The following is a 20541-nucleotide window of genomic DNA, read 5'->3' on the forward strand; positions in this document are numbered from 1 at the left end:
TGTTTTTTATGATCCTTAAAAAAACAATATAGCAATTTTGCTTAGAATTTTATTGTCTAACTTATTATTACATTAAATTTCTATATTGTTATGGAATAGTTGAGGAATAATCATCATGAGTAAAACTAAAACTTACTCAATTGAAAAGAAATCTATTTACTATCCTCTTAATTTTAGCAGTATTAACTTCTTCCGGACAACATTTAGTAAAAGGAAAAGTAATTGATGAAAACAGCCGACCGGTAGTTTCTGCCAGCATCGTTCTTCAGCAAAAGTCAGACAAATCCATTATGCAGACCACTATTACAGATAGTACAGGTCTTTTTTTAATTAATGCAAAGCAAGCATTACAACGTGAGCTAATCATTAGCGCCATTGGTTTTGAATCTACATCTATAGATTTACCAGATGCTCTAAATCAAGATACAGCTTTGCTTATTAGGTTAACTAATGAGGGTAAACAGCTAAAGCAAGTGAGTATCTATTCTAAGGCTCCGCTTATAGAGCGTAAAACAGACCGAATTTTGTTTAATGTAGAAAATAGTCTGTCGGCTATCGGAGGAGATGGGGTGGATGCATTAAATAAAGCACCTGGTGTTCGTGTAAATGATGATGGCATTAACATTGTCGGAAAAAATAGTGTCAAAATTATGGTAAATGATAGGCTTGTGCAGCTTTCAGGTATTGATTTGATCAACTATGTGAAGTCAATTCCATCTACCAATATTAAAAGAATTGAAATCATCACTAATCCTTCCGCCCGTTATGAAGCAGATGGGAACTCCGGCCTAATTAACATTGTGTTAAAGAAAAATCTGACACAAGGTTTTAATGGTTTAATCAATACCGGTGCTGTTATATCAAGTAGATACCTGCTTGGTTTAACAGGGGTTTTTAATTACAACCTTGACAAGCTTCATATTAGCAGCAACCTGACCGGAGTTTATTCTGAATCGTTATCAAATGCAACCGCTGAGTTTTCTACACCAAAGAGTTTATGGGAACGACAGTCGACAAGCCTAATGAAATGGAAAGGAATGAGAGGGGATGTAAGGGTAGATTACGATTTAAGTGAAAAAACAACTGTGGGGGTTAAGTACGTGCAGGGGGTGCGTAATTATAAGGTTGATCTGGATGAAAACGGGAGGTTTTATACTCAACCTGGTCGTCGTTTAGACTCTACTTTGCTTAATATTGGCAACGATAAATTGGAGTACACGCTTAGAAATGTCGAAATTTATTTAGACCATAAAATTGATACCTCTGGTAAAAAGATAGAATTTGCTTCTAACTATTTTAGATATGGGACGGAAGATGATAACCGGTTTCAAAGTAGTAGCTATAATGACAAGCATGAATTGTTGAATAGCTATAAGCCAGTTGGGTTATCTGAAAATGAGCATATTGACATATTTACAAATAAACTTGATTTAAAATTACCCTATAAATTTGCCGATCTGGAGCTTGGGGCTAAACTTTCTAATATCAAAAGTAAAAATAGCCTGATGTACGAGAAAACAGCCAATGTAAGTGTTCTTAATAATAATGTATTTGATTATTCCGAAAACACTCAGTCATTATATGCTAGTGCAGATAAGGAGATCGGTAAATGGAATGTAAAATTGGGTTTAAGAATAGAGACTACGCAAACTATCGGTAATTCTTCGGTGCAAACAGAGTCAGCAAAAAATAATTACTTCCAATTGTTTCCTACTTTTTACCTGCAGCATATTTTGAATGAAAACAATAATCTATCATTTACATACGGCAGAAGAATCAATCGCCCTGATTACAGTTTACTTAATCCAGCTCGGTTATATAGTGCTGTTAATGTCTACGAAGAAGGAAATCCTTATCTGAAGCCATCCTTTAGTAACAACTTTGAGTTGAATTACAATTATAAAGATTGGCTGAGTACCTCTGTTTACTCCAATTTTGTTTCTAATGGATTTAGCTTACTTGATTTTTTTGACGCTCAAAATAATATTCAATCTCAGGTAATACGAAATTATGCTAATACTGTTACCGTAGGCTTAAGTGAAACTATTACATTCAATAAAGTGAGTTGGTGGGAGAACAACAATCAGTTTAATATTTATTTAAACAGATCTAAATCAAATGGGGCAATTGCTGAAGGAACCTTAAAGCAATTGAGTGGATATGTTTCTACCAATAATACTTTTACTTTAAATACCAAGAAGACCTTAATGGCTAATGCTACTTTTTGGTATCAGTTTCCTGAGGTATATAATCGCTTGATCAGTGAGGCTTATTATGCTGCCGATTTAAGTTTTAGGGCAATGGTTATGGATAGAAAATTAACACTTGCAGTTAACATATCAGATGTTTTTAAAACAAGTCAGCAAAAATATAAGGGTACGGTTAACGGGGTTAATCAGTTTAGTACTCGATATAATGACAATAGAAAAGCAAGGATCACTATTCTTTATCGTTTTGGAAATAGTAAAGGAAATAAAGCTGTCAGAAATACGGATGAAAGTGAAACTAATAGGGTTAAACAGGGGATTTAATAAGTAAAATACATTTACTTTACATATACTGACTTTAACCTTTGGACTTTTTCAGTAACATCTTCTGCTGAATGGAGTATACATTTCATCTCTCCGGAATCGCCTTTGATAGCACGGTAAGTGAAATCAAAGTAGAATTCCTGTATCTCTTCGTTCACTTTCAGGATAGCCATGGTATCTTTAGCTTCATATGTAATTCCAGTTTTCCACACGGTTTGTAATAATCCGATAAAAGGTTGTCCTTTTAGTTCTGGAATTGCTTTTTCCATTGATTTACCGATGACAGTTCTGTCTTTTCCCCAAAAGCCAATCATTCTGTCATCGGCTATTTCAATTTTGATATCACTGCCGGTATAAATAGCTGTAGGGGTATTCGGTGATGCAAGCAGCTCTAATATTTGATAGTTAATAAGTGGATTTAGGTTGTTGTTCATGAGTGCATACATTTTTTGAATAAAGGGTATTAAATTAATTCCTGTGATGTATGGCTTTTTAACTCGTTTTAAAACGACAATTGCATTCTTGATCTCATAATTTAGTTTATGAAAGAGGTATTCCTTACCATGTTGTTTTTCAAGGAGGAAACTGATCAGGTCTTGAAAGTGAACAACGCCGTAACAATACCCATCTGAGTAAATGGGATATGAAAACTTCCGGTTTTTTAGCATAATATCCATTACCTCAATAACTAATTGATGAGGTTGTAGGCCTTGGTTAGGGTTTCCGGATTGAAATGAGAACGGGTAATCGTTGTAAAAAGATTTAGGCATCTTAAATTTGTGTTAATAAGAGCACGGAAAGACTAATTTGGTTATGATTGTCTTAAAAATTGTGCGCTACGTCCCTTTAAATGGTTTTTCCTTGAAATTTAGCCTCTAAAATAATAGATAATTCTGAAGGAAGTCTGTATTTTGTGTTATTAGTATTTATTTGTTTGTGTAATAGGCGTATATTTTTATAAATTGTGTTCGAAAATGAGAATATTTAAGTTAAATGGTTTCCTTCTTTTGATTGCTGTTATGCCTTTCACTAATTTATTCGCTCAGAAGAATAATGCTGAATCTATTTATTTGAAAGATGGCTACAAATTGGTTTGGGCGGATGAGTTTGATGGCAATGGTAAGCCAGATTCATCAAGTTGGAGGTTTGAACAGGGGTTTGTTCGGAATGAAGAGCTACAATGGTATCAGGCAGATAATGCATGGCGCGAAAATGGTAAGTTGGTCATTGAAGCAAGAAAAGAGAATAAGCCAAATCCCGGATTTATAAAGGGAAGTAATGACTGGAGAAGCAGTCGCGAAAATATCCAATACACTTCATCAAGTATCAATACTGCTGGCAAGTCTAGCTGGCAATATGGGCGATTTGTAATGAGAGGAAAGATTGATGTGAGCTCTGGACTTTGGCCTGCTTGGTGGACGCTGGGAGTATCTGGAGAATGGCCATCTAACGGTGAAATTGATATTATGGAATACTATAAAGGCAAGATATTGGCAAATATAGCAGTAGGCACCCAGAAAAAGTACAATGCTGAATGGCACAGTAATACTAAATCAATTGATGAATTTGGGGGTGCCAAGTGGGCCTCAAAGTTTCATATTTGGCGCATGGATTGGACACCGCAATACATTTCTCTATTCGTAGATGATCAGCTTTTAATTAAAGTAGATATGGCGAGCTTGTATAATAAAGATAGCAGCAATACCAATCCATTTATGCAACCGCATTATATGTTGCTAAATCTTGCAATGGGCGGTATGAACGGTGGTGAATTGAGGGATACTAAATTCCCTAATCGTTTTGAAGTCGATTATGTACGCGTGTATCAGAAATAATAGGGATGAGAGGTATTTAGTTTTACTATATTCGTTTTCTCAGCAGAACTTGACGAGAATAGTAATTTAGAACAACAAGATAAAGTTAAATGTACCGTAGTATTAATGATTTTTTAGCCGATTGGAAGTACGAATCTGAAGCGACAACTAAGATTTTTTCCTTAATTACATTAGAAACCTCTAAAGAGAAAATTCATGAAAATGTGCGCTCTTTACAAAGACTTGCCTGGCATCTAACTCAAACGATTACAGAGATGGGAACCCGGGCAGGTTTGCTGGATCAGGATGCTTTAGAACACGAACAAGCCCCAGAGAGCATGGAAGCTTTGGTAGAGGCTTATAGTAACTACAGCATATTGCTTAGCAGAGCGGTTCAATTAAGATGGACAGATTCATCATTAGTGGAAAAGGTGCCAATGTATGGCGATTCTTGGGAGAAAGGTAAAATATTAAGGATATTGGTTGCTCATCAGAGTCATCACCGCGGTCAAATGACAGTGATTATGCGTATGCTTGGATTGCCTGTTCCTGGTTTGTATGGGCCTTCTAAAGAAGAATGGGCAGAAATGGGTATACCGGCTATGGATTAAGAAGAGAACGTTTCTAAATTGAAATGATCTTTCTGTGTCTATGTACTTTGTTTTAGCTTTGACCAAAATTAAGAATACATGTCAAAGACGAAACTTACAATTAATAATAACGGGTCGGTGAAGATAGAAGGCGATTTTGAGATCGTCGACAGAAATGGTGAAGTGTACGGATTACAAGGTAGAACTACACTATCAATTTGTCGCTGCGGGCTTTCAAAAAATAAACCATTTTGTGATGGATCACATAACGGCCATTTTGAACATGAGGCCGTTGCTTTTGATCTTCCGCCTAAAAAGGTTTAAACAAATTAGTGTCGTCATCCTGAATTTATTTCAGGACCTCGCACTAGCAAGGGTTTCTTTCTCTTGAGAGGTCCTGATACCGGCCTTCGCTGGCATGACGAATTCAGGATGACGATCGATTAAATAGGGACGCGCAATTATACAATTGTCCCAACAAAAAACGTACAGGATAGCACGTGACAGTGGGCGATATGGAATCGATATATTTGTTTTACAAATACGAAACCGAATATTACCCCTTAAATGTATAAAGTCAAATTTGTATTAACATTACTGTGCAGTTGCGCCGTAGGGTTAACGTCCCTTGCCCAGAGAAACAACTTATGGAATGAATTCAAAAATCCATCCACTCTTCATAAACCTATTCCATTCTGGCATTTAAACGGTCAGCTTACTACACAAGAAATTAACCGCCAGGTTGCAGATGCAGCGAAAAGCGGATTTGGTGGTGTAGCTGTTTTGCCGGTAACTGCAGGAGCACAACATCCTACAGGACTACCTTCTCCGGGTATGAGCCCTACCTACCTGACTGAAGAGTATTTTAGTCGCTATCAGGATATATTAAAGGCAGCAAAATCTAATGGCATTAAAGTTATTCTTTATGATGATGTAGATTTCCCAAGCGGTTCGGCAGGCGGGGCATTGCAACAAAAATACCCTGAAGCAACGCGTAAAATACTTGAAAAAACAGATACCACAGTAACAGGCTCCAGGCAAATAGTACTTCCACTGCCAAAGGGAGTTGCAATGGCTACAGTTGCCATGAATGTAAGCAGCAAAGAAAGAATAAACCTCTCTGCAATGGTAAAAGAAGGTAAACTGATTTGGAAAGTGCCTGAAGGTAGTTGGAAGATCATGTTTTTTACCTGTAAATTAAATGTAGATAAGATTGTTGACTACATGGATCCTGACGCTGTTCATAAATTTGTGAGCTTAACTTACGATCAGTATGCCGGTAGATTCAGTAATTATTTTGGCAATGTAATTCAGCAAACTTTCTATGATGATGTTGGTTACGTAACCATGGAGCGTGCCTGGACCTTGGGCTTCAATAAGAAATTTCAAGAAATATATGGTCAAGACCCTTCAGTGTTTTATCCGGCTTTATGGGAGGATATTGGACCACAAACAGAAGCCGCACGTGTAGCTTTATTCAATACACGTGCTGAATTACTGGCTGAAGGCTTTCCTAAAATTATAGGCGAATGGGCAGATAAGCATGGCTTAAAAACCTCAGGACATCCTCCCGGCAACTACGAGATTCAGCCTGTTGATATGAATTTAGACATCTTTAAATTCTATAGGTACAATCACATTCCTACCATGGATGCCATCTTTTATCAGGGGCACGGAAGGGCAGGTTATAAATTGGTTAGCTCAGCGGCAGTGGCCTACGACAGACCAGAGGTAGCCGCCGAGATTTACGGTGCCTTTATGGAAGATAAGTTTGATCTGAAAATGATGTATCGCACTGCGATGGAAATCTTTGTGAGGGGCGTCAATACCCTCATTCCTCATGGAATGTGGTATGATGTAAAGTCTCAGTCTGTGAGAATTCCACCGCTAATTTCACCTTATAGCACTAAAATAGCTCCGGGACTTAACGATTATAATGATTTTGCTGCAAGAACGGGCACTTTATTGCGTGGAGGACGGGATGTTTCAGAGATTGGGATTATCTATCCTATAGCCGCTTTAGAGGGATTTTATCATTTTCAGGCAAAGGACAATCCGGGCTGGGGGAAATTTGCACCACCTAAAACAGACTATCTTAGTTTAAGCGATATACTGACTAATCAGGTTCATCGCGACTTTACCTTTATTCACCCTGAACTATTTGCAGGTAATCAATATCAAATTAAAGGCGATAAAATCGAGTTGAACAATAAGACTAATCAACAAAAATATAGTGTAATCATATTGCCCTCAGGCAAAGTAGTTTCTTATCATGCGCTAAAGAAAATAAAGGAATTCTACGATCAGGGAGGAAAGGTACTTGCAACGGGTACTCTGCCAAGCAAATCTGCGGAGTTTGGTATGGACTGGTTAGTCGTGAAAACGCTAAAAGCAGTATTCGGTTCTGATTATGAAAAACCAGCTGACTCAAAAATTCAGACCAATGCAAAGGGTGGAATGGCCTTGTTTATTCCTGAAGTAAATGATAGAAATATTTCAGATGCTTTAGCGGAAATGGGTATTGCTCCCGATGTTAAGTGGGACAATAACCTCGGGCCAAGTAGTGGTAATGGAGCTCTGTCTTATCTGCACAAGGTTAAAGATCAAAGGAATATCTATTATTTTGCAAACTCTTCTGACGATGTTATAAATACCAAAGTGGCATTAAGAGGTAAGATTATACCAGAGATATGGGATCCGTATACAGGTAAAAAAATGAGTGCGACAGGAGTTGCTCATATCAAATATAAGGGGTTAGATTATACTGAGTTATCCTTATCACTACCAGCGGTAAAGAGCGTTTTTATATTGGAAAAGAAGTAACATTAATGATATATTAAAATCAAATTTCCATCCTCAGATTATTCTGCCAATATTTATAAGAATTAATTTTCCTTTAAGAATTATCCCTCTGTTAATATGGTGTTTATGAAAAGAGTATTCCTTCAATTATTGTTCTCGCTTATTTGTTTTAGTGCATTTTCGCAGGGAACGATTACTAAATATTTGTCTGGAACAGATAAAGACCATACCGTTCAGTGGGACTTTTATTGTACAGAAGGAAGAAAAAGCGGCGCCTGGACAAAAATAGCGGTACCCTCAAACTGGGAACTACAAGGTTTTGGAAGCTACAATTATGGCCACGATAAAGTAAAAGCCAATGAACAAGGGCTTTATAAACATGAGTTCTTATTAGATAATGTAAAGGCCAAAAAGGTATTTATTGTTTTTGAGGGGGCTATGACCGATACCAAAGTGATGGTTAATGGTCAACAAGCCGGGCCAATACATCAAGGTGGTTTTTATCGCTTTAAATATGATATTACTACTTTAATTAAACCCAATGGAAAAAACCTGCTAGAGGTCACGGTTAGCAAAACCTCAGAAAATGCCTCGGTTAATAATGCAGAACGTAAGAGCGACTTCTGGATATTTGGCGGTATTTTCAGGCCGGTTTATCTGGAGATAGTTCCTGAAACCTTTATCGATAGGATGGCTATAGATGCTAAAGCAGACGGTTCTTTTCTGGCAGAAGTTTATACTCAGAACTTAAAAGGCGATGAAGTTATCGAAGGTCAGGTACAAAAGATAAATGGAGAAAATGTAGGTAAACCTTTTACTATTAAAGCAAATACAGCGGCAGAACATTTAGAGCTAAAAACTAACCTTGATAACCCTTTGTTGTGGAGTGCTGAATTTCCAAACCTGTATCAGGTAGTAGTTAGTATAAAAAATAAAGAAAACATCATTCATCAGGTTAAACAGAAGTTTGGCTTCCGTACCGTTGAGTTAAGAAGAAATGATGGGTTTTATGTAAATGGAGCTAAGATAGTGATGAAGGGGAGTAACCGCCATAGCTTTTGGCCGGAAACAGGACGTACGCTGAGTCATGATATTCACCTATTGGATGTTAAGCTGATGAAACAGATGAACATGAATGCGGTACGTATGTCGCATTATCCACCTGATGCAGATTTCCTGCATGTATGTGATTCCTTAGGCTTATATGTTTTGGATGAATTAACCGGTTGGCAGGCAAAGTATGATACGGTTGTTGGTCGTAAACTGGTTAAGGAACTAGTAATACGCGACGTAAATCATCCTTCTGTTGTAATGTGGGACAATGGCAACGAGGGTGGCTGGAACAGAGGTTTAGACAATGATTATGCTTTATACGATCCTCAAAAACGTACTGTTATTCATCCCTGGGAAAAGTTCAATGGCACCAATACCAAGCACTATCCTGATTACGATTATATAGTTAAATCAGTAGCTACAGAGGAAGATGTTTTCTTTCCTACAGAGTTTATGCATGGGCTTTATGACGGCGGGGCAGGGGCTGCACTTGATGACTTTTGGAGCATGATGATGAAACATCCCCACAATGCAGGTGGCTTTATCTGGGCATTTTTAGATGAAGCTGTTATTCGTACCGATAAAAATGGGGTGTATGATTCTGATGGTAATCATGGAGCTGATGGTATTGTTGGCCCGCATAGGGAAAAGGAAGCCAGTTTTTATACCATTAAAGAGATTTGGTCGCCAGTATATATAGATCCCAAACCTATTGACGAAAGCTTCAATGGCAAAATACCTGTCGAGAACAGGTATGCCTTTACCAACCTAAATCAATGTACATTCAAGTGGAAACTAGTTAAATTCCCATTGGCAAACGATAAAGCTACAGCTGCTATTGTAAAAGCTACAGGGGTACCAGCCGTGCTTAATGTTAAACCAGGCGAAAAAGGTACGCTAAACTTAGCTCTACCTGCAACATGGTCAAAGAATGATGCGCTTTATCTTACCGCTTATGGCCCTGATAAGAATGAAATATTTACCTGGAGTTGGTCTATAAGTGAGCCTTCTGCTATTGCCGGTAAAATGGTTTCTTTAAAAGGTAAATCGGCCATTAAAGCTGAAGAAACCGATCAATCTCTTATTGTAAAGAGCGATGGTATCAGCTATTATTTTGACAAGTCTACGGGATACATCCAAAAAGTAGTTAAGCCTAAAGGGACTATTTCTTTATCTGATGGACCTGTCTTGGCAGGAGTAAATACCGAACTTAAGGCGTTTACACATAAAGCTTCAAAAGGCGGATACATAGTTGAGGCCGACTATCAAGGTCAAGGGGCATTGCATGTGAAATGGATATTTACACCAGGGCAACCGGTTAAACTCGAATATCAGCATAGTCAACAAGGCGATGTTGACTTTACAGGTATTACCTTTAATTATCCTGAAGAAAAGATTACCGGAATGAAATGGCTTGGCAGAGGGCCATATAAAGTCTGGAAAAATAGACTAAAGGGACAGCAATTTGGCGTTTGGCATAAAGCCTATAACAATGCAATTACAGGCGAGACATTTGGCTATCCGGAGTTTAAAGGCTACCATGCCGAGGTGAATTGGGTGGTGATAGAGAACAAAGAATCGCCATTTACTGTTTACACCACCGATAAAAATATGTATTTGCAAATGCTACATCCGGGAAGGGAGAAAGATGCACTTAAAAATAATAATGTTGAGCCTGCTTTCCCTGAAGGGAGCATAGGATTCTTAAATACAATTAGTCCTATAGGCACTAAATTCCAAGCTGCGGAGGTGATGGGGCCTCAAAGCAAGAAAAATAAGACTAATGGAGAATTAATTAAAGGAACATTGTGGTTTGATTTCATTCACTAACTCCAAAAGCTATATTGTTTATTCTTTTTCAATGCAGAATACATCTTTCTTAACTTTTGCCAAGCTATTGATCATTCCGGCATTTAGAACTTTAACTCCATTTCTATCATAGTGGACCCAGATGTATTGGTCGGTGGTTTTATTGGGGGAGTCAAAAATCTTAAAAGCGAGGGGAGACAGATTTGCAATAATCATTGCAATTATCAGAGGGTTTATTTTTCTTCTCATGATGTTTTTCGTTTATAGTAAACCGAGTTCAATAATTTAAGTCCGTAATTTCTCCAGATCACATAAGCAGAAGTGGTTATTAGTATTGCATTTATAATAATATGGCTAGTCCAATTCAAGTGAGCAGATATACCTCCACAACTGCAAGGGAGATTTTCATAGTTCCAAATTAAGGTGATGAGGTAAATTTCAAAGACACTCAATAAAATTAATGCGCCTAATAAACCAAATAGCCTGTAACGGCCAAAGCATAACATAAGGGCAATTGTTAATTGAATTAATGGAATTGAGATACCAATAAGGGATGCGTTTTTTGTAATTACACTCCAGGGAATTAGTTGCAATTGAAAAGCAAACCGATCCTGATAAATGAGTTTATTCATTGCCGTATAACTAGATAACACGATTAAAAGTAATGCACTCACTTGTGTTATAAACTCGTTCTTCTTAAACAGCATATTTTATTACAGTTAATCATTAAATTGTTGTCTTAAATAAAATTGTGTGTTTCGTGTTTAAACGAAGTTCTCTAATCGATGCGGAATAGCTTGGACTCAATTCGGCCTTTTTTATTGGACTCACTTTTATCACTAACTTAATTTCAACATTCAGGTATATATTTGATCAACTGAATTTTAATTATAAATTAACCTTATCTCAATGAAAAGTTCTTACCCCTTTAATTGGCAAATTCCTCAATTAGATAAAAAACGCTGTAGTCGGCAAATTGAAGATTTTATCATCGCCAATATTCAATCTAAAAATCTGCGATCCGGAGATATACTTCCAGCATACCGAACACTGGCAGAAATCAATGATGTAAGTTTAAATACAGTAAGAAGAGCTTATTCCAGGTTGGTTGGCTCTCGCTGGATCCATACAATAGGTGGTTCAGGAACCTTTGTTTCAGATCGATCAGCAGAACCTAAATCTTATATGGATCGCACCTTGAGTGATGAATTCTCAGGGGGACTAAATTTCACTCTTAAAGAACCCGATCAAAAGCAAAAGTCTTTGCCATCATTTACATTTGTAGGAACGGATTTTCCTAATCCATCTCTTTTTCCGGAAGACAAATTCTTTAGGTATTGCAACAAACACCGCATTGGAACGGCAAAGATTTCGCAATCCGAATTTCTGAAGGCCTATGCCGGTAAATATTTAAAAGACGTGGTTATCGATGACTTGAATAAACATAGAGGTTTTGGAGTCAATGCTGATTTAGTAAGGATCTTTAACGGAAGGGAAGAAAGTCTGAAAAGAGTTTTCAATGTAATCGTTTGCCCTGGAGAATTAGTGATTAATACTGCAATTTATGATCCTCTGATTGATTTAGTTTTACAGGATATTGGAGCAACTGCATTAGATTTAAAATCTAGCGATCCGGGGTTTTTGATAAGGCTTGAAGAGATCTTTATAGAAAGGGAAGTAAAAGCTGTTTATATCCGCCCCCAGTGCAGCTTTCCTGAAAGTTTTACTTTAAATACGGAAGAGTGTAATCGGCTAATTGCACTGGCAAAAAAATACAATGTATGTATTGTTGAGGAAGATGACGATCATGAGTTCTGGCTCGGAAGTGTTCCTTATAAAGCACTTACCTGTTATGATCACGATGGGTTTGTAATTTATCTGGGAGCATTAAGTAAAGCGCGTCCTAATATGCAGTCGCTGCGGATAGTTGTGGCGTCTAGTTATCTTATCAAGATGATGGATTCTTTTTTTGTTCCTACTGTTGACAATCGGGATATTATTGAAGAGAAAGGAATTGCTGATATGATCTCAAACGGTGATCTGGAAGATTATAGAAGAAATGTAAGGCTATTGGCGCGAAAAAACAGGGATGCACTGGATATGATATTGCAGAACTATCTTGGGGAGTATATCAGTTATGTAGTACCGGAACACGGACTCACTTTTTGGCTCCATTTCGATGACCGTTTCGATTTGAACCCAATATTATCAAGGATGAAAGAGCTAGGTCTTCCAATTCCTTTTCACCCAAAAAACAAATTTTCTAGTGCTAAGCTAAATGATATGCTATTGGGTTTTGGCGCTTTTGATATCAGAGAAGCGGAAAGCGGAGGGAAACTGCTTTCAAAGCTTTTAAAAGAGCATGATAGGGAATCGAAGAAGTAGGGGGCGTTATTCCGCTATTCTGTTTGGCTCTGCTTCAGCTATTCTGTTTGGCTCCCTTCCCCTGTGCTAGTCCGCTCGTCATTCTGAATTTATTTCAGAACCTCTCACATGCTATTCTTACACCTGCTTAAGAGGGGTTCTGAAATAAATTCAGAATGACGAGTTGTACTAGCAGAATGACGAGTTGTACTAGCAGAATGACGAGTTGTACTAACAGAATAACGTTCTTTACTACTTCAATTCCTTAACCGTCAAATTGTCAATGCTTGCTAGCGAATCATAGGCCCTAACGCCAATCATGCCACTTGTATATTCCGTATCTGTTACCGCAAACAACGGCTTAGCCGACCCATTAAAGTATACTTTAATTTCGCTGCCTTTGGCTTCTATTTTAACCTTATACGATTTCCCAATCTCTAATTTCTCCTGCTGAGATGCGAGTGCTACCCATTTCTGATCGGATGATTTACCCAATTGTATCACCCCGGTTTCGGCATCAATTCCTAAATAATAACCTTTGTACAGATCTGCACCCATAACCGCATCACTAACTCTAAAAACCAATCCTGCATTACCTTTCGAGTTTAACTGCACTGTAGCCTCATAACTCAAATCCTTAAACATAGTACTGCTTGCCATAGCCTTTGAGCCATGTATTCCATAACCCCACGAACCTTTGTTAGATGCAGCATGGATTGCTCCGTCTTTAATGAACCAGCTGCCTCCATACAATAACCAGTCTTTAACAGTCGCATTGTCAAAGTTCTCTTTAAACAACTTACCTGCACTTTCAGAAGTACCAATTACGGGGAAATTACTTACCCTGATGTTCTCACTTCCAAAAGGAGTAAGGGTTATTTCTTCCGTTTGTTCTGTTGATGCTACCGGGCTTCTTGGTACTTCAAAAGCATGCATTTTATTATAAGCCAAAGTCCACGAAGGTATTTTTTTAGCAGAAACCTTTAACTTAACAGGTGTAGTCGCTTGTATAAAAGGATTCTCAGGCATCGCGGCATTTTGCACTTTTATAGATTTCGCAAGGTCATTGCGATCTATCACCAATCCATAATTCCATGGAGAAGCCGACGATACCTCATAGTCAAAAAAGCCTTCTACAGGATGCTTTTTGCGGATGCTGTATTTCGCGTCCATTTGCAAGCCATAAACCAGCGGTCCACGCTCTACAGTTACCGACTTATTCACCTGATCTGATACTTTTACCTCCATTGGGAAATTAAGCACAACCTCATCATTGGTGTTCCATGTTCTATTGATGGTATAAACCTGACCAGTTTTAACACCTGATAATGATTTCCCATTAACAACTATTTGCGGGTTTTTACACCATTCCGGTATCCTTAGTTTTAAAGGAAAAGCGGCAGTTTTTGATAAACCTATTTTAATTCTGATGGCTTCTTCAAACGGATAATTAGTTGCCACATTTAGTTTAACGGGAACCGAGTCAGCTACAAAAGCATTCACTTCAACCGGTGCATAAGCAATTACGGCCAAACCTTTATCAGGAGTTGCAACCCAGCTATTTTTCACAAAATAAGGCCATCCCATGTGCATGTTGTACCTGCAACATCCCATACCCGAGTACGGACTCAACAGTAAGCCACCATCATAATCCTCGTCGAAACCGGAGTTACCATGTTTACATACAATCTGGTTTGGCTGCGTATAATATAAATGAGATTTAATGTCTCTGCTAAACTGTGCCGGGAGTGTGTTAAACGCAATTTTCTCTAGTCTATCCCCAATTTCAGCATCATGAATTATTCTTGCTGTGGTTTCCAAACTTTGCATCCATTCAACAACAGTACACGTTTCAGTACCCTGAAATGAACTTCTGCCAGCCAAAAACTCAGTACCCGAAGCAATGCCCGATGACTGTCCATGGTCTCTCATTAAATTACCAATTCCTTTTTCGGTGGCATCCCTGTAAAACGGAGTATTGTTAAGTTGAGAGTAGATTGCCGGAAGTTTAAGCGCCTGACCAACACTCACACTATGTTTGGTGTGAAAATCATCACCATAATGATAAAACTGATTCTTCGTGTAGATATCAGCCCAAGGATAAGCTTGCGATTTTAACTTTTCTGCTAAGGTTAAAAGAGATTTTTCACCCGTTCTGTTGTACAACCACAACACCAATTCTATATTGTCGCCAGTTCTCGATTTGCTCCATTCAGTTAATGGTTTTTTATCCAGATTTTCTAGCTGATACTTAAAATATTTAGTAAAAAAACCAAGTACGCGCTCATCACCGGTAGCCTCATAATAGCTTTGTATAGCATACATCATTGGCATTCTTGGCCACCAATCGTTCATTTTTGCAGGGCCAAATGCTCCATTTGCCTGCTGATGATCTAATGTCCAGTTTATCCACTTCAGAGATTTTGCCTTCAAATCAGGATTATCCAATGTATAAGCCAGCACAATAAGTCCTTTTACATAATAAGGAACGCGTTCCCAACCCTCGCCATTGCCACCTAACCAATCAGATTCAGCACCAAGGTTAGAAGCTTCCGGATAAAGCTCCTCAGCATGACCGGTTGCCCCATCTTTTTGCAATTCCAGTTGTTTCAATAACCAGCCTTTCGCTTTTATACTACCAAGGGGAAGCTGAATATAGGTGTCCGCAGTTAGTGGTGCGCGGTTATACACATATGCTTTACCGGGACTATTTTGGGCAAAGAGCAATGAGGGAATCGAAGCAAATGCTAAGATTATTAATTTCTTAACGTTCATATTTATAAATGGCTTTGTGTGTTTAAAGAACAAGTTTATTATAAAATAATAACTGTTTCAGCTCTTATTGATAAATTGATACAATCTGAAGAATTTTTGAAACAAATGGTCGAGGATTATCTACGAATGTTAATATCACTTAATGAATGGATAAGAAACAAATAAAGTGCATCTCAGAATGCGCTTTATTTGTTGTTGAATTTAGCATATCTCTTGAAATGAAAAAGTACCTATTTATTAAGCTTGCCCTTTGCGCTTTCTTTTTTGCACCCTATAACCTTATCGCTCAAATCACCGAAAGGCCTCGTCCCGAAGAGTGGAAACAGCTGGTAGAGGGAGCACGCTTTAAAGATCGTATATTACCTATGCCAGAAGGAAAGTTAAGTAGCGATACCTGGGGTGCTAAAAATGTATTGCCAAGGTATGTAGATAATGGTATTGAAGATAGAATAAGGTCTTATTGGGGAGGAAAGATCCTTCTAGGAGATGATAAGTTGTATCACCTTTACGTATGTGGTTGGCTCGAAAGTTCTCCAAAAGGTCATGCAGAGTGGCCTAATTCTATTGTTTACCATACAGTAAGCAATAATTCAATTGGTCCATTTGTTATCAAAGATACCATAGGTCACGGACATAATCCCGAAGGGTTTCGCCTTAAAGATGGCCGATATGTAATTTATATTATTGATGGCTACTATATTTCGAATAGTTTAAATGGCCCATGGGAGTTAAAGAAGTTTGATTTTGAAAACAGAGATCGTCCAATCATAGAAGGATTATCTAATTTAACCTTTGCCCAAAGGGAAGATGGTTCTTATTTGATGGTGTGCAGAGGTGGAGGAGCATGGATCAGCAAAACAGGTATTTCATCTTACAATCAAATTACCGACAGGAGGGTGTATCCGAATGTAAAGGGCGAATTCGAAGATCCTGTTGTCTGGCGCGACAACATTCAATATCATCTAATCGTTAACGATTGGCTTGGTAGAATTGCCTTTTACCAACGTTCAAAGGATGGCATAAACTGGGTTACCGATCCCGGAGAGGCTTACACACCGGGTGTTGCAGTACATGAAGACGGACGAGTGGAAGACTGGTATAAATTTGAAAGGATTAAAATCTTTCAAGATAAGTTCGGAAGAGCGATTCAGGCGAACTTTGCCGTAATTGATACGTCAAAAGCGGATGATGGACCAAATGATCGCCACAGTTCAAAAAATATAAGTGTTCCATTGAACCCGGGAGTTTTATTAACCATGCTTAATAAGGAGCTGCCAACTGCAAAAACCAAGGTGATCCGGGTTAAAATTACAGCAGAAAATGGATTTAACCCGCAAACAGATATCGACATTAAATCCTTGCGTTTCGGAGCATCATCGGAAGTTAATTTTGGTAGAGGCAGTAAGGTTCTAAGTGTTGAGAAATCAAATAAGGATTTAATAGTAAACTTTGATGCGAAGGGTAATGGAATAACAAAAGACGAATTTGCACCAAAACTAATCGGCAAGTATTCTTCAGGTAAATTACTTTATGGATACACTCGCGTACCATGGTTAAACTACAATGAGGCAATTCTTTCGGCACGCAAACCAATATTCAGTGCTGCTAATAACAAAACGGCTTTAAAAATACCAGTAGAGAACTTTGGTCAGGTTGCATCAAAACAAAGTTCTTTAACAGTTACTTGCCTTATTGGTAATGAGCAAAAAAGTTTAGGCAGTGTAGGGGTTCCGGTATTGCAGCCGTACGGTAAAACTGATGTTAGTTTACTTACTGATCATACCTTTGAAAAAGGAAAAGAGTATGCGTTTTCTGTAACAGTAAGCACCAATAACACAAAAGTTTCGCTGTTCGAGTTTAAAGCAATCCCATTTAAATAGTTTCTAGAAGTGTCTTCCAGTGGCTTTTAAGCCACTAATTTCAAATAGTTTGTGAATTAATTTGGAAATGTAAATACTATATTTACATTTGTACTGTACTACATATGTATTACAGTACTACTTCACTCACAATACTATGATCGAATTAACAAACCTTAGTTTCGGATACAGAAAAAAAGCACTGCTGTTTTGGAATCTGAACCTTAATCTGGAGACCGGCCATATCTACGGCCTGTTGGGGAAAAACGGAGCAGGCAAATCAACTTTACTTAAAAATATTGCAGGGCTGGTATTCCCAACTGAGGGTACTTGCAAAGTAAATGGCCTTAATGCGGCCAAGCGACTGCCTTCTTTTTTACAGGAATTATTTTTTATACCGGAGGAGATGGAGTTGCCTTCACTTTCGGCCAATGGGTTCGTTCGTCGTACCTCTCACTTTTATCCAAAATTTGATCATGCACAATTCTATAAAGTACTGGCCGAGTTTGATGTTAGTCCCGATGTTAATTTAAATCAGCTGTCCTTTGGTCAGCAGAAAAAGGTAATGATCACCTTTGGTTTGGCCACCAATACCTCATTACTGATAATGGATGAGCCTACAAACGGGCTCGATATTCCTTCAAAAGTTCAGTTCCGAAGAATCATGGCATCTTCACTTACCGATGAGCGCTGTATGATTATATCTACCCATCAGGTAAGAGATCTCGATAGTTTGATAGATACCTTACTTGTCCTCCATAGAAAAGAAATTGTACTGAATAAGAGCCTAGATGATATTGGCGACCGCTTACTTTTCAGTAACTCAAGTAATGCCAATAAGGAGGGCATATTGTATAAAGCGCAAAACTCCATTGGTAACAATACCATTAGCATCAACAATCAACAACAGAACAATAAGGTTGATATGGAGCTACTCTTTAATGCGATAATTGATGATCACACTGCTGTAATTGAGTCTTTAAAATAACCGCTATCATGAACGAAACTTTCAACCTTACCCGCTTTCTTAACCTGTTCAAAAAACACACCGCCGAACAGTATAAAACATATTTAATATCAACCGGTGTATTAATTGGGGTATTAATATTAATTCTTGGTTTTATAAGTTATAGTACCAAGGGGCATATGGGGGCTGTTGTACAGGCGGCTATGTTTGTGAATTTTCTGTTTTTTTCGGGTACTATTTTTACCAGCCTGATCTTTACCGATCTGGGCGACAGAAAGAAATCCATATCTACCTTAGCACTGCCCGCTTCTCATTTCGAAAAATATCTTGTGGCCTGGATTTACTCTTATGTGATATTTCAGCTGGTCTTTTTAGGCTGTTTTTATGCTATCGATTACCTGATAATCACGATTTCGAATGCAAACGCTCAAGAAAAAATGGAGCTTATCAATGTATTTTCTTCCGATAGAAAGGTCTGGGTATCATTTTTAGTCTTCGCTATTTTACATTCCATCTGTTTTTTTGGAGCTGTATTTTTTCAGAAGCTTCATTTTATAAAAACGGTATTCTGCTTTTTGGTTTTTATCACGGTGTTGTGTTTGCTTAATCCGGTTTTACTCCATTCCATATTTCAAGAAGAGGTTAATGATGGTATCCCCTTTAACATGGTCGGTCTTATCATCAATAAAGAGAATATATATATTGAGCCCACCAAAACAAGTTATATTATTGCAGCAACAATAGCCATTCTGATTTCGGTTATCCTTTGGATAAGTACCTATTTCAGACTAAAAGAAAAAGAAGTGTAAGATGGAATTTAGAGAGAATGAAGCGATATACATGCAGATTGCAGGTTATGTAACTGAAAATATCATGTTGGAGAAATGGTTGCCCGAGCAAAAACTGCCCTCAGTACGTGAATTGGCCGCCGATCTGCAAGTTAACCCCCTTACCGTGGTAAGAGCATACGAGTTTTTGCAAAGTAAAGAGGTGATTGCCAACAAGCGGGGGATAGGTTTTTTTATCGCGCCAGATGCGGTATTGAAAGTAAAAAACTACAGCAAAGAGCGTTTTCTGGGGCAGGAACTTCCGGAGTTATTTAAAAGCATGTATCTGCTAGGCATTAGCGTAGAAGATATTGCAGAGCGATTTGAGATTTTTAAAGCACAAAACTACCAAACTAAATAAATTATGAAAACCAGCACAATGTTTATAATAGCAGCAGTGGTTGCCACATTTATTGGCCTTACAGCCTACAATTTTAGCCTTAAGGCATCCTTTTTAAAGGGGGATTATAAAAATCCGTATTATGGTTTAACGTTTAACGAGGTTAAAGATGTTAACGAAGTAGAACTACTGTCGGCCAATAGAATTACCATCCGCATCCAGCAGGGTAAAACTGCAGGGCTATGGCTAAGAGACAGACTTAAAGGAAATTTGGTGTGGACAAAGAACGGGAACACCATAAAAATTGACCTGACTAAAGAAGCAAAAGACAACGGTTTTCAGATATGGGACAATGAGTTGATTTTAATTATGCCAAATACGGTTAAGCTAACCAGTCGCGCTTACCATAAGGATAAAGAAGAAGAAAAAAGAGCAAACACATCCGGTAGCATTAATATTTCAGGTTTCCAGCAAGATTCTATGCAACTTGATCTGGGAAAATACACCAGAACATTTTTAGATAAATTGAAAGTAGACAAACTAAATGCACTGATTGGTAATAAGGAACAAGGCAATACCAGTTTGGTACTCTCATCGGCAAATCAAATCAATACGGCTGCTTTTGATATTCCCGGCTCAGGTAGTCTTGATTTAATGGACCCAAATATCACCAAAACACATTATACCATTTCAGATCAGGCAACGGTTTCTTTAAACGGTAAAGCGTTACAAGCTATTAAAGTCGACTAAGTTTTTATGAAATAAGAATATTACCTGAATCCGGAAATCATTTGATCATATTTTCTGATA

At 37.9% G+C, this 20541-nt stretch carries 16 protein-coding genes; 12 read left to right on the forward strand and 4 right to left on the reverse strand.

Going from position 1 to position 20541, the window contains the following annotated elements; genetic code table 11:
* Nucleotides 1–140 precede the first annotated feature (140 nt).
* Nucleotides 141–2531, forward strand: coding sequence for a TonB-dependent receptor (locus HQN83_RS21085; protein ID WP_173093078.1), 2391 nt, complete (start codon nt 141–143; stop codon nt 2529–2531).
* Between the two features lie 14 nt (nt 2532–2545).
* On the opposite strand, the gene HQN83_RS21090 is transcribed toward HQN83_RS21085, so the two are convergent.
* On the reverse strand, nt 2546–3301 hold the full coding sequence (locus tag HQN83_RS21090) for a hypothetical protein (RefSeq protein WP_173093080.1): 756 nt from the start codon (nt 3299–3301) through the stop codon (nt 2546–2548).
* 204 nt (nt 3302–3505) lie between these two features.
* On the opposite strand from HQN83_RS21090, the gene HQN83_RS21095 reads away from it, so the two are divergent.
* From HQN83_RS21095 to HQN83_RS21115, 5 genes are all read left to right on the forward strand, one after another.
* A complete protein-coding gene (locus HQN83_RS21095; protein WP_173093082.1) occupies nt 3506–4366 on the forward strand; it encodes a glycoside hydrolase family 16 protein in 861 nt (286 codons plus the stop codon).
* 89 nt (nt 4367–4455) lie between these two features.
* Entirely contained in the window at nt 4456–4956 is a 501-nt protein-coding gene (locus HQN83_RS21100) for a DinB family protein (RefSeq protein ID WP_173093084.1), read from the forward strand.
* Nucleotides 4957–5034: 78 nt separating this feature from the next.
* Nucleotides 5035–5259 carry a CDGSH iron-sulfur domain-containing protein gene (locus tag HQN83_RS21105; RefSeq protein ID WP_048906715.1) on the forward strand — a complete coding sequence of 75 codons (225 nt, stop codon included), beginning with the start codon at nt 5035–5037 and terminating at the stop codon, nt 5257–5259.
* A 243-nt stretch (nt 5260–5502) separates the two neighbouring features.
* The gene (locus HQN83_RS21110; RefSeq protein ID WP_173093086.1) at nt 5503–7758 is read left to right on the forward strand and encodes a glycosyl hydrolase; all 2256 of its coding nucleotides are present in this window, start codon (nt 5503–5505) and stop codon (nt 7756–7758) included.
* Nucleotides 7759–7863: 105 nt separating this feature from the next.
* Nucleotides 7864–10620, forward strand: a complete 2757-nt coding sequence (locus tag HQN83_RS21115; RefSeq protein ID WP_217277445.1) for a glycoside hydrolase family 2 TIM barrel-domain containing protein — start codon at nt 7864–7866, stop codon at nt 10618–10620.
* Between the two features lie 18 nt (nt 10621–10638).
* Here the strand turns inward: HQN83_RS21115 and HQN83_RS21120 are convergent, their stop codons facing one another.
* Both HQN83_RS21120 and HQN83_RS21125 read right to left on the reverse strand, forming a co-directional pair.
* Complete coding sequence (locus HQN83_RS21120; protein WP_173093090.1) at nt 10639–10848, reverse strand: hypothetical protein; 210 nt, start codon at nt 10846–10848, stop codon at nt 10639–10641.
* Nucleotides 10845–11306 carry a MauE/DoxX family redox-associated membrane protein gene (locus HQN83_RS21125; protein ID WP_173093092.1) on the reverse strand — a complete coding sequence of 154 codons (462 nt, stop codon included), beginning with the start codon at nt 11304–11306 and terminating at the stop codon, nt 10845–10847. The genes HQN83_RS21120 and HQN83_RS21125 overlap by 4 nt, the downstream gene beginning before the upstream one ends.
* Before the next feature lie 202 nt (nt 11307–11508).
* Here HQN83_RS21125 and HQN83_RS21130 point away from each other — a divergent pair, with 202 nt between their 5' ends.
* Nucleotides 11509–12984 (forward strand): aminotransferase-like domain-containing protein, encoded by a 1476-nt coding sequence (locus HQN83_RS21130; RefSeq protein ID WP_173093094.1) that lies wholly within the window; start codon nt 11509–11511, stop codon nt 12982–12984.
* A 231-nt stretch (nt 12985–13215) separates the two neighbouring features.
* On the opposite strand, the gene HQN83_RS21135 is transcribed toward HQN83_RS21130, so the two are convergent.
* Nucleotides 13216–15738: a beta-L-arabinofuranosidase domain-containing protein gene (locus HQN83_RS21135; RefSeq protein ID WP_173093096.1), complete on the reverse strand. Its 2523-nt coding sequence runs from the start codon at nt 15736–15738 to the stop codon at nt 13216–13218.
* A gap of 218 nt (nt 15739–15956) precedes the next feature.
* Here HQN83_RS21135 and HQN83_RS21140 point away from each other — a divergent pair, with 218 nt between their 5' ends.
* The 5 genes from HQN83_RS21140 to HQN83_RS21160 all read left to right on the forward strand — a co-directional run bounded on the left by HQN83_RS21140 (nt 15957) and on the right by HQN83_RS21160 (nt 20481).
* Nucleotides 15957–17618, forward strand: coding sequence for a glycoside hydrolase family protein (locus tag HQN83_RS21140; protein ID WP_173093098.1), 1662 nt, complete (start codon nt 15957–15959; stop codon nt 17616–17618).
* 136 nt (nt 17619–17754) lie between these two features.
* Entirely contained in the window at nt 17755–18585 is an 831-nt protein-coding gene (locus HQN83_RS21145; protein WP_173093100.1) for an ABC transporter ATP-binding protein, read from the forward strand.
* Between the two features lie 8 nt (nt 18586–18593).
* A complete protein-coding gene (locus tag HQN83_RS21150; RefSeq protein WP_173093102.1) occupies nt 18594–19373 on the forward strand; it encodes a hypothetical protein in 780 nt (259 codons plus the stop codon).
* Between the two features lies 1 nt (nt 19374).
* Nucleotides 19375–19752 (forward strand): GntR family transcriptional regulator, encoded by a 378-nt coding sequence (locus HQN83_RS21155; RefSeq protein WP_173093104.1) that lies wholly within the window; start codon nt 19375–19377, stop codon nt 19750–19752.
* A gap of 3 nt (nt 19753–19755) precedes the next feature.
* Nucleotides 19756–20481, forward strand: a complete 726-nt coding sequence (locus HQN83_RS21160) for a hypothetical protein (protein ID WP_173093106.1) — start codon at nt 19756–19758, stop codon at nt 20479–20481.
* The last annotated feature ends 60 nt before the right edge of the window (nt 20482–20541 follow it).

Source organism: Pedobacter foliorum (assembly GCF_013266735.1).
GTDB classification, from domain to species: Bacteria; Bacteroidota; Bacteroidia; order Sphingobacteriales; family Sphingobacteriaceae; genus Pedobacter; species Pedobacter foliorum.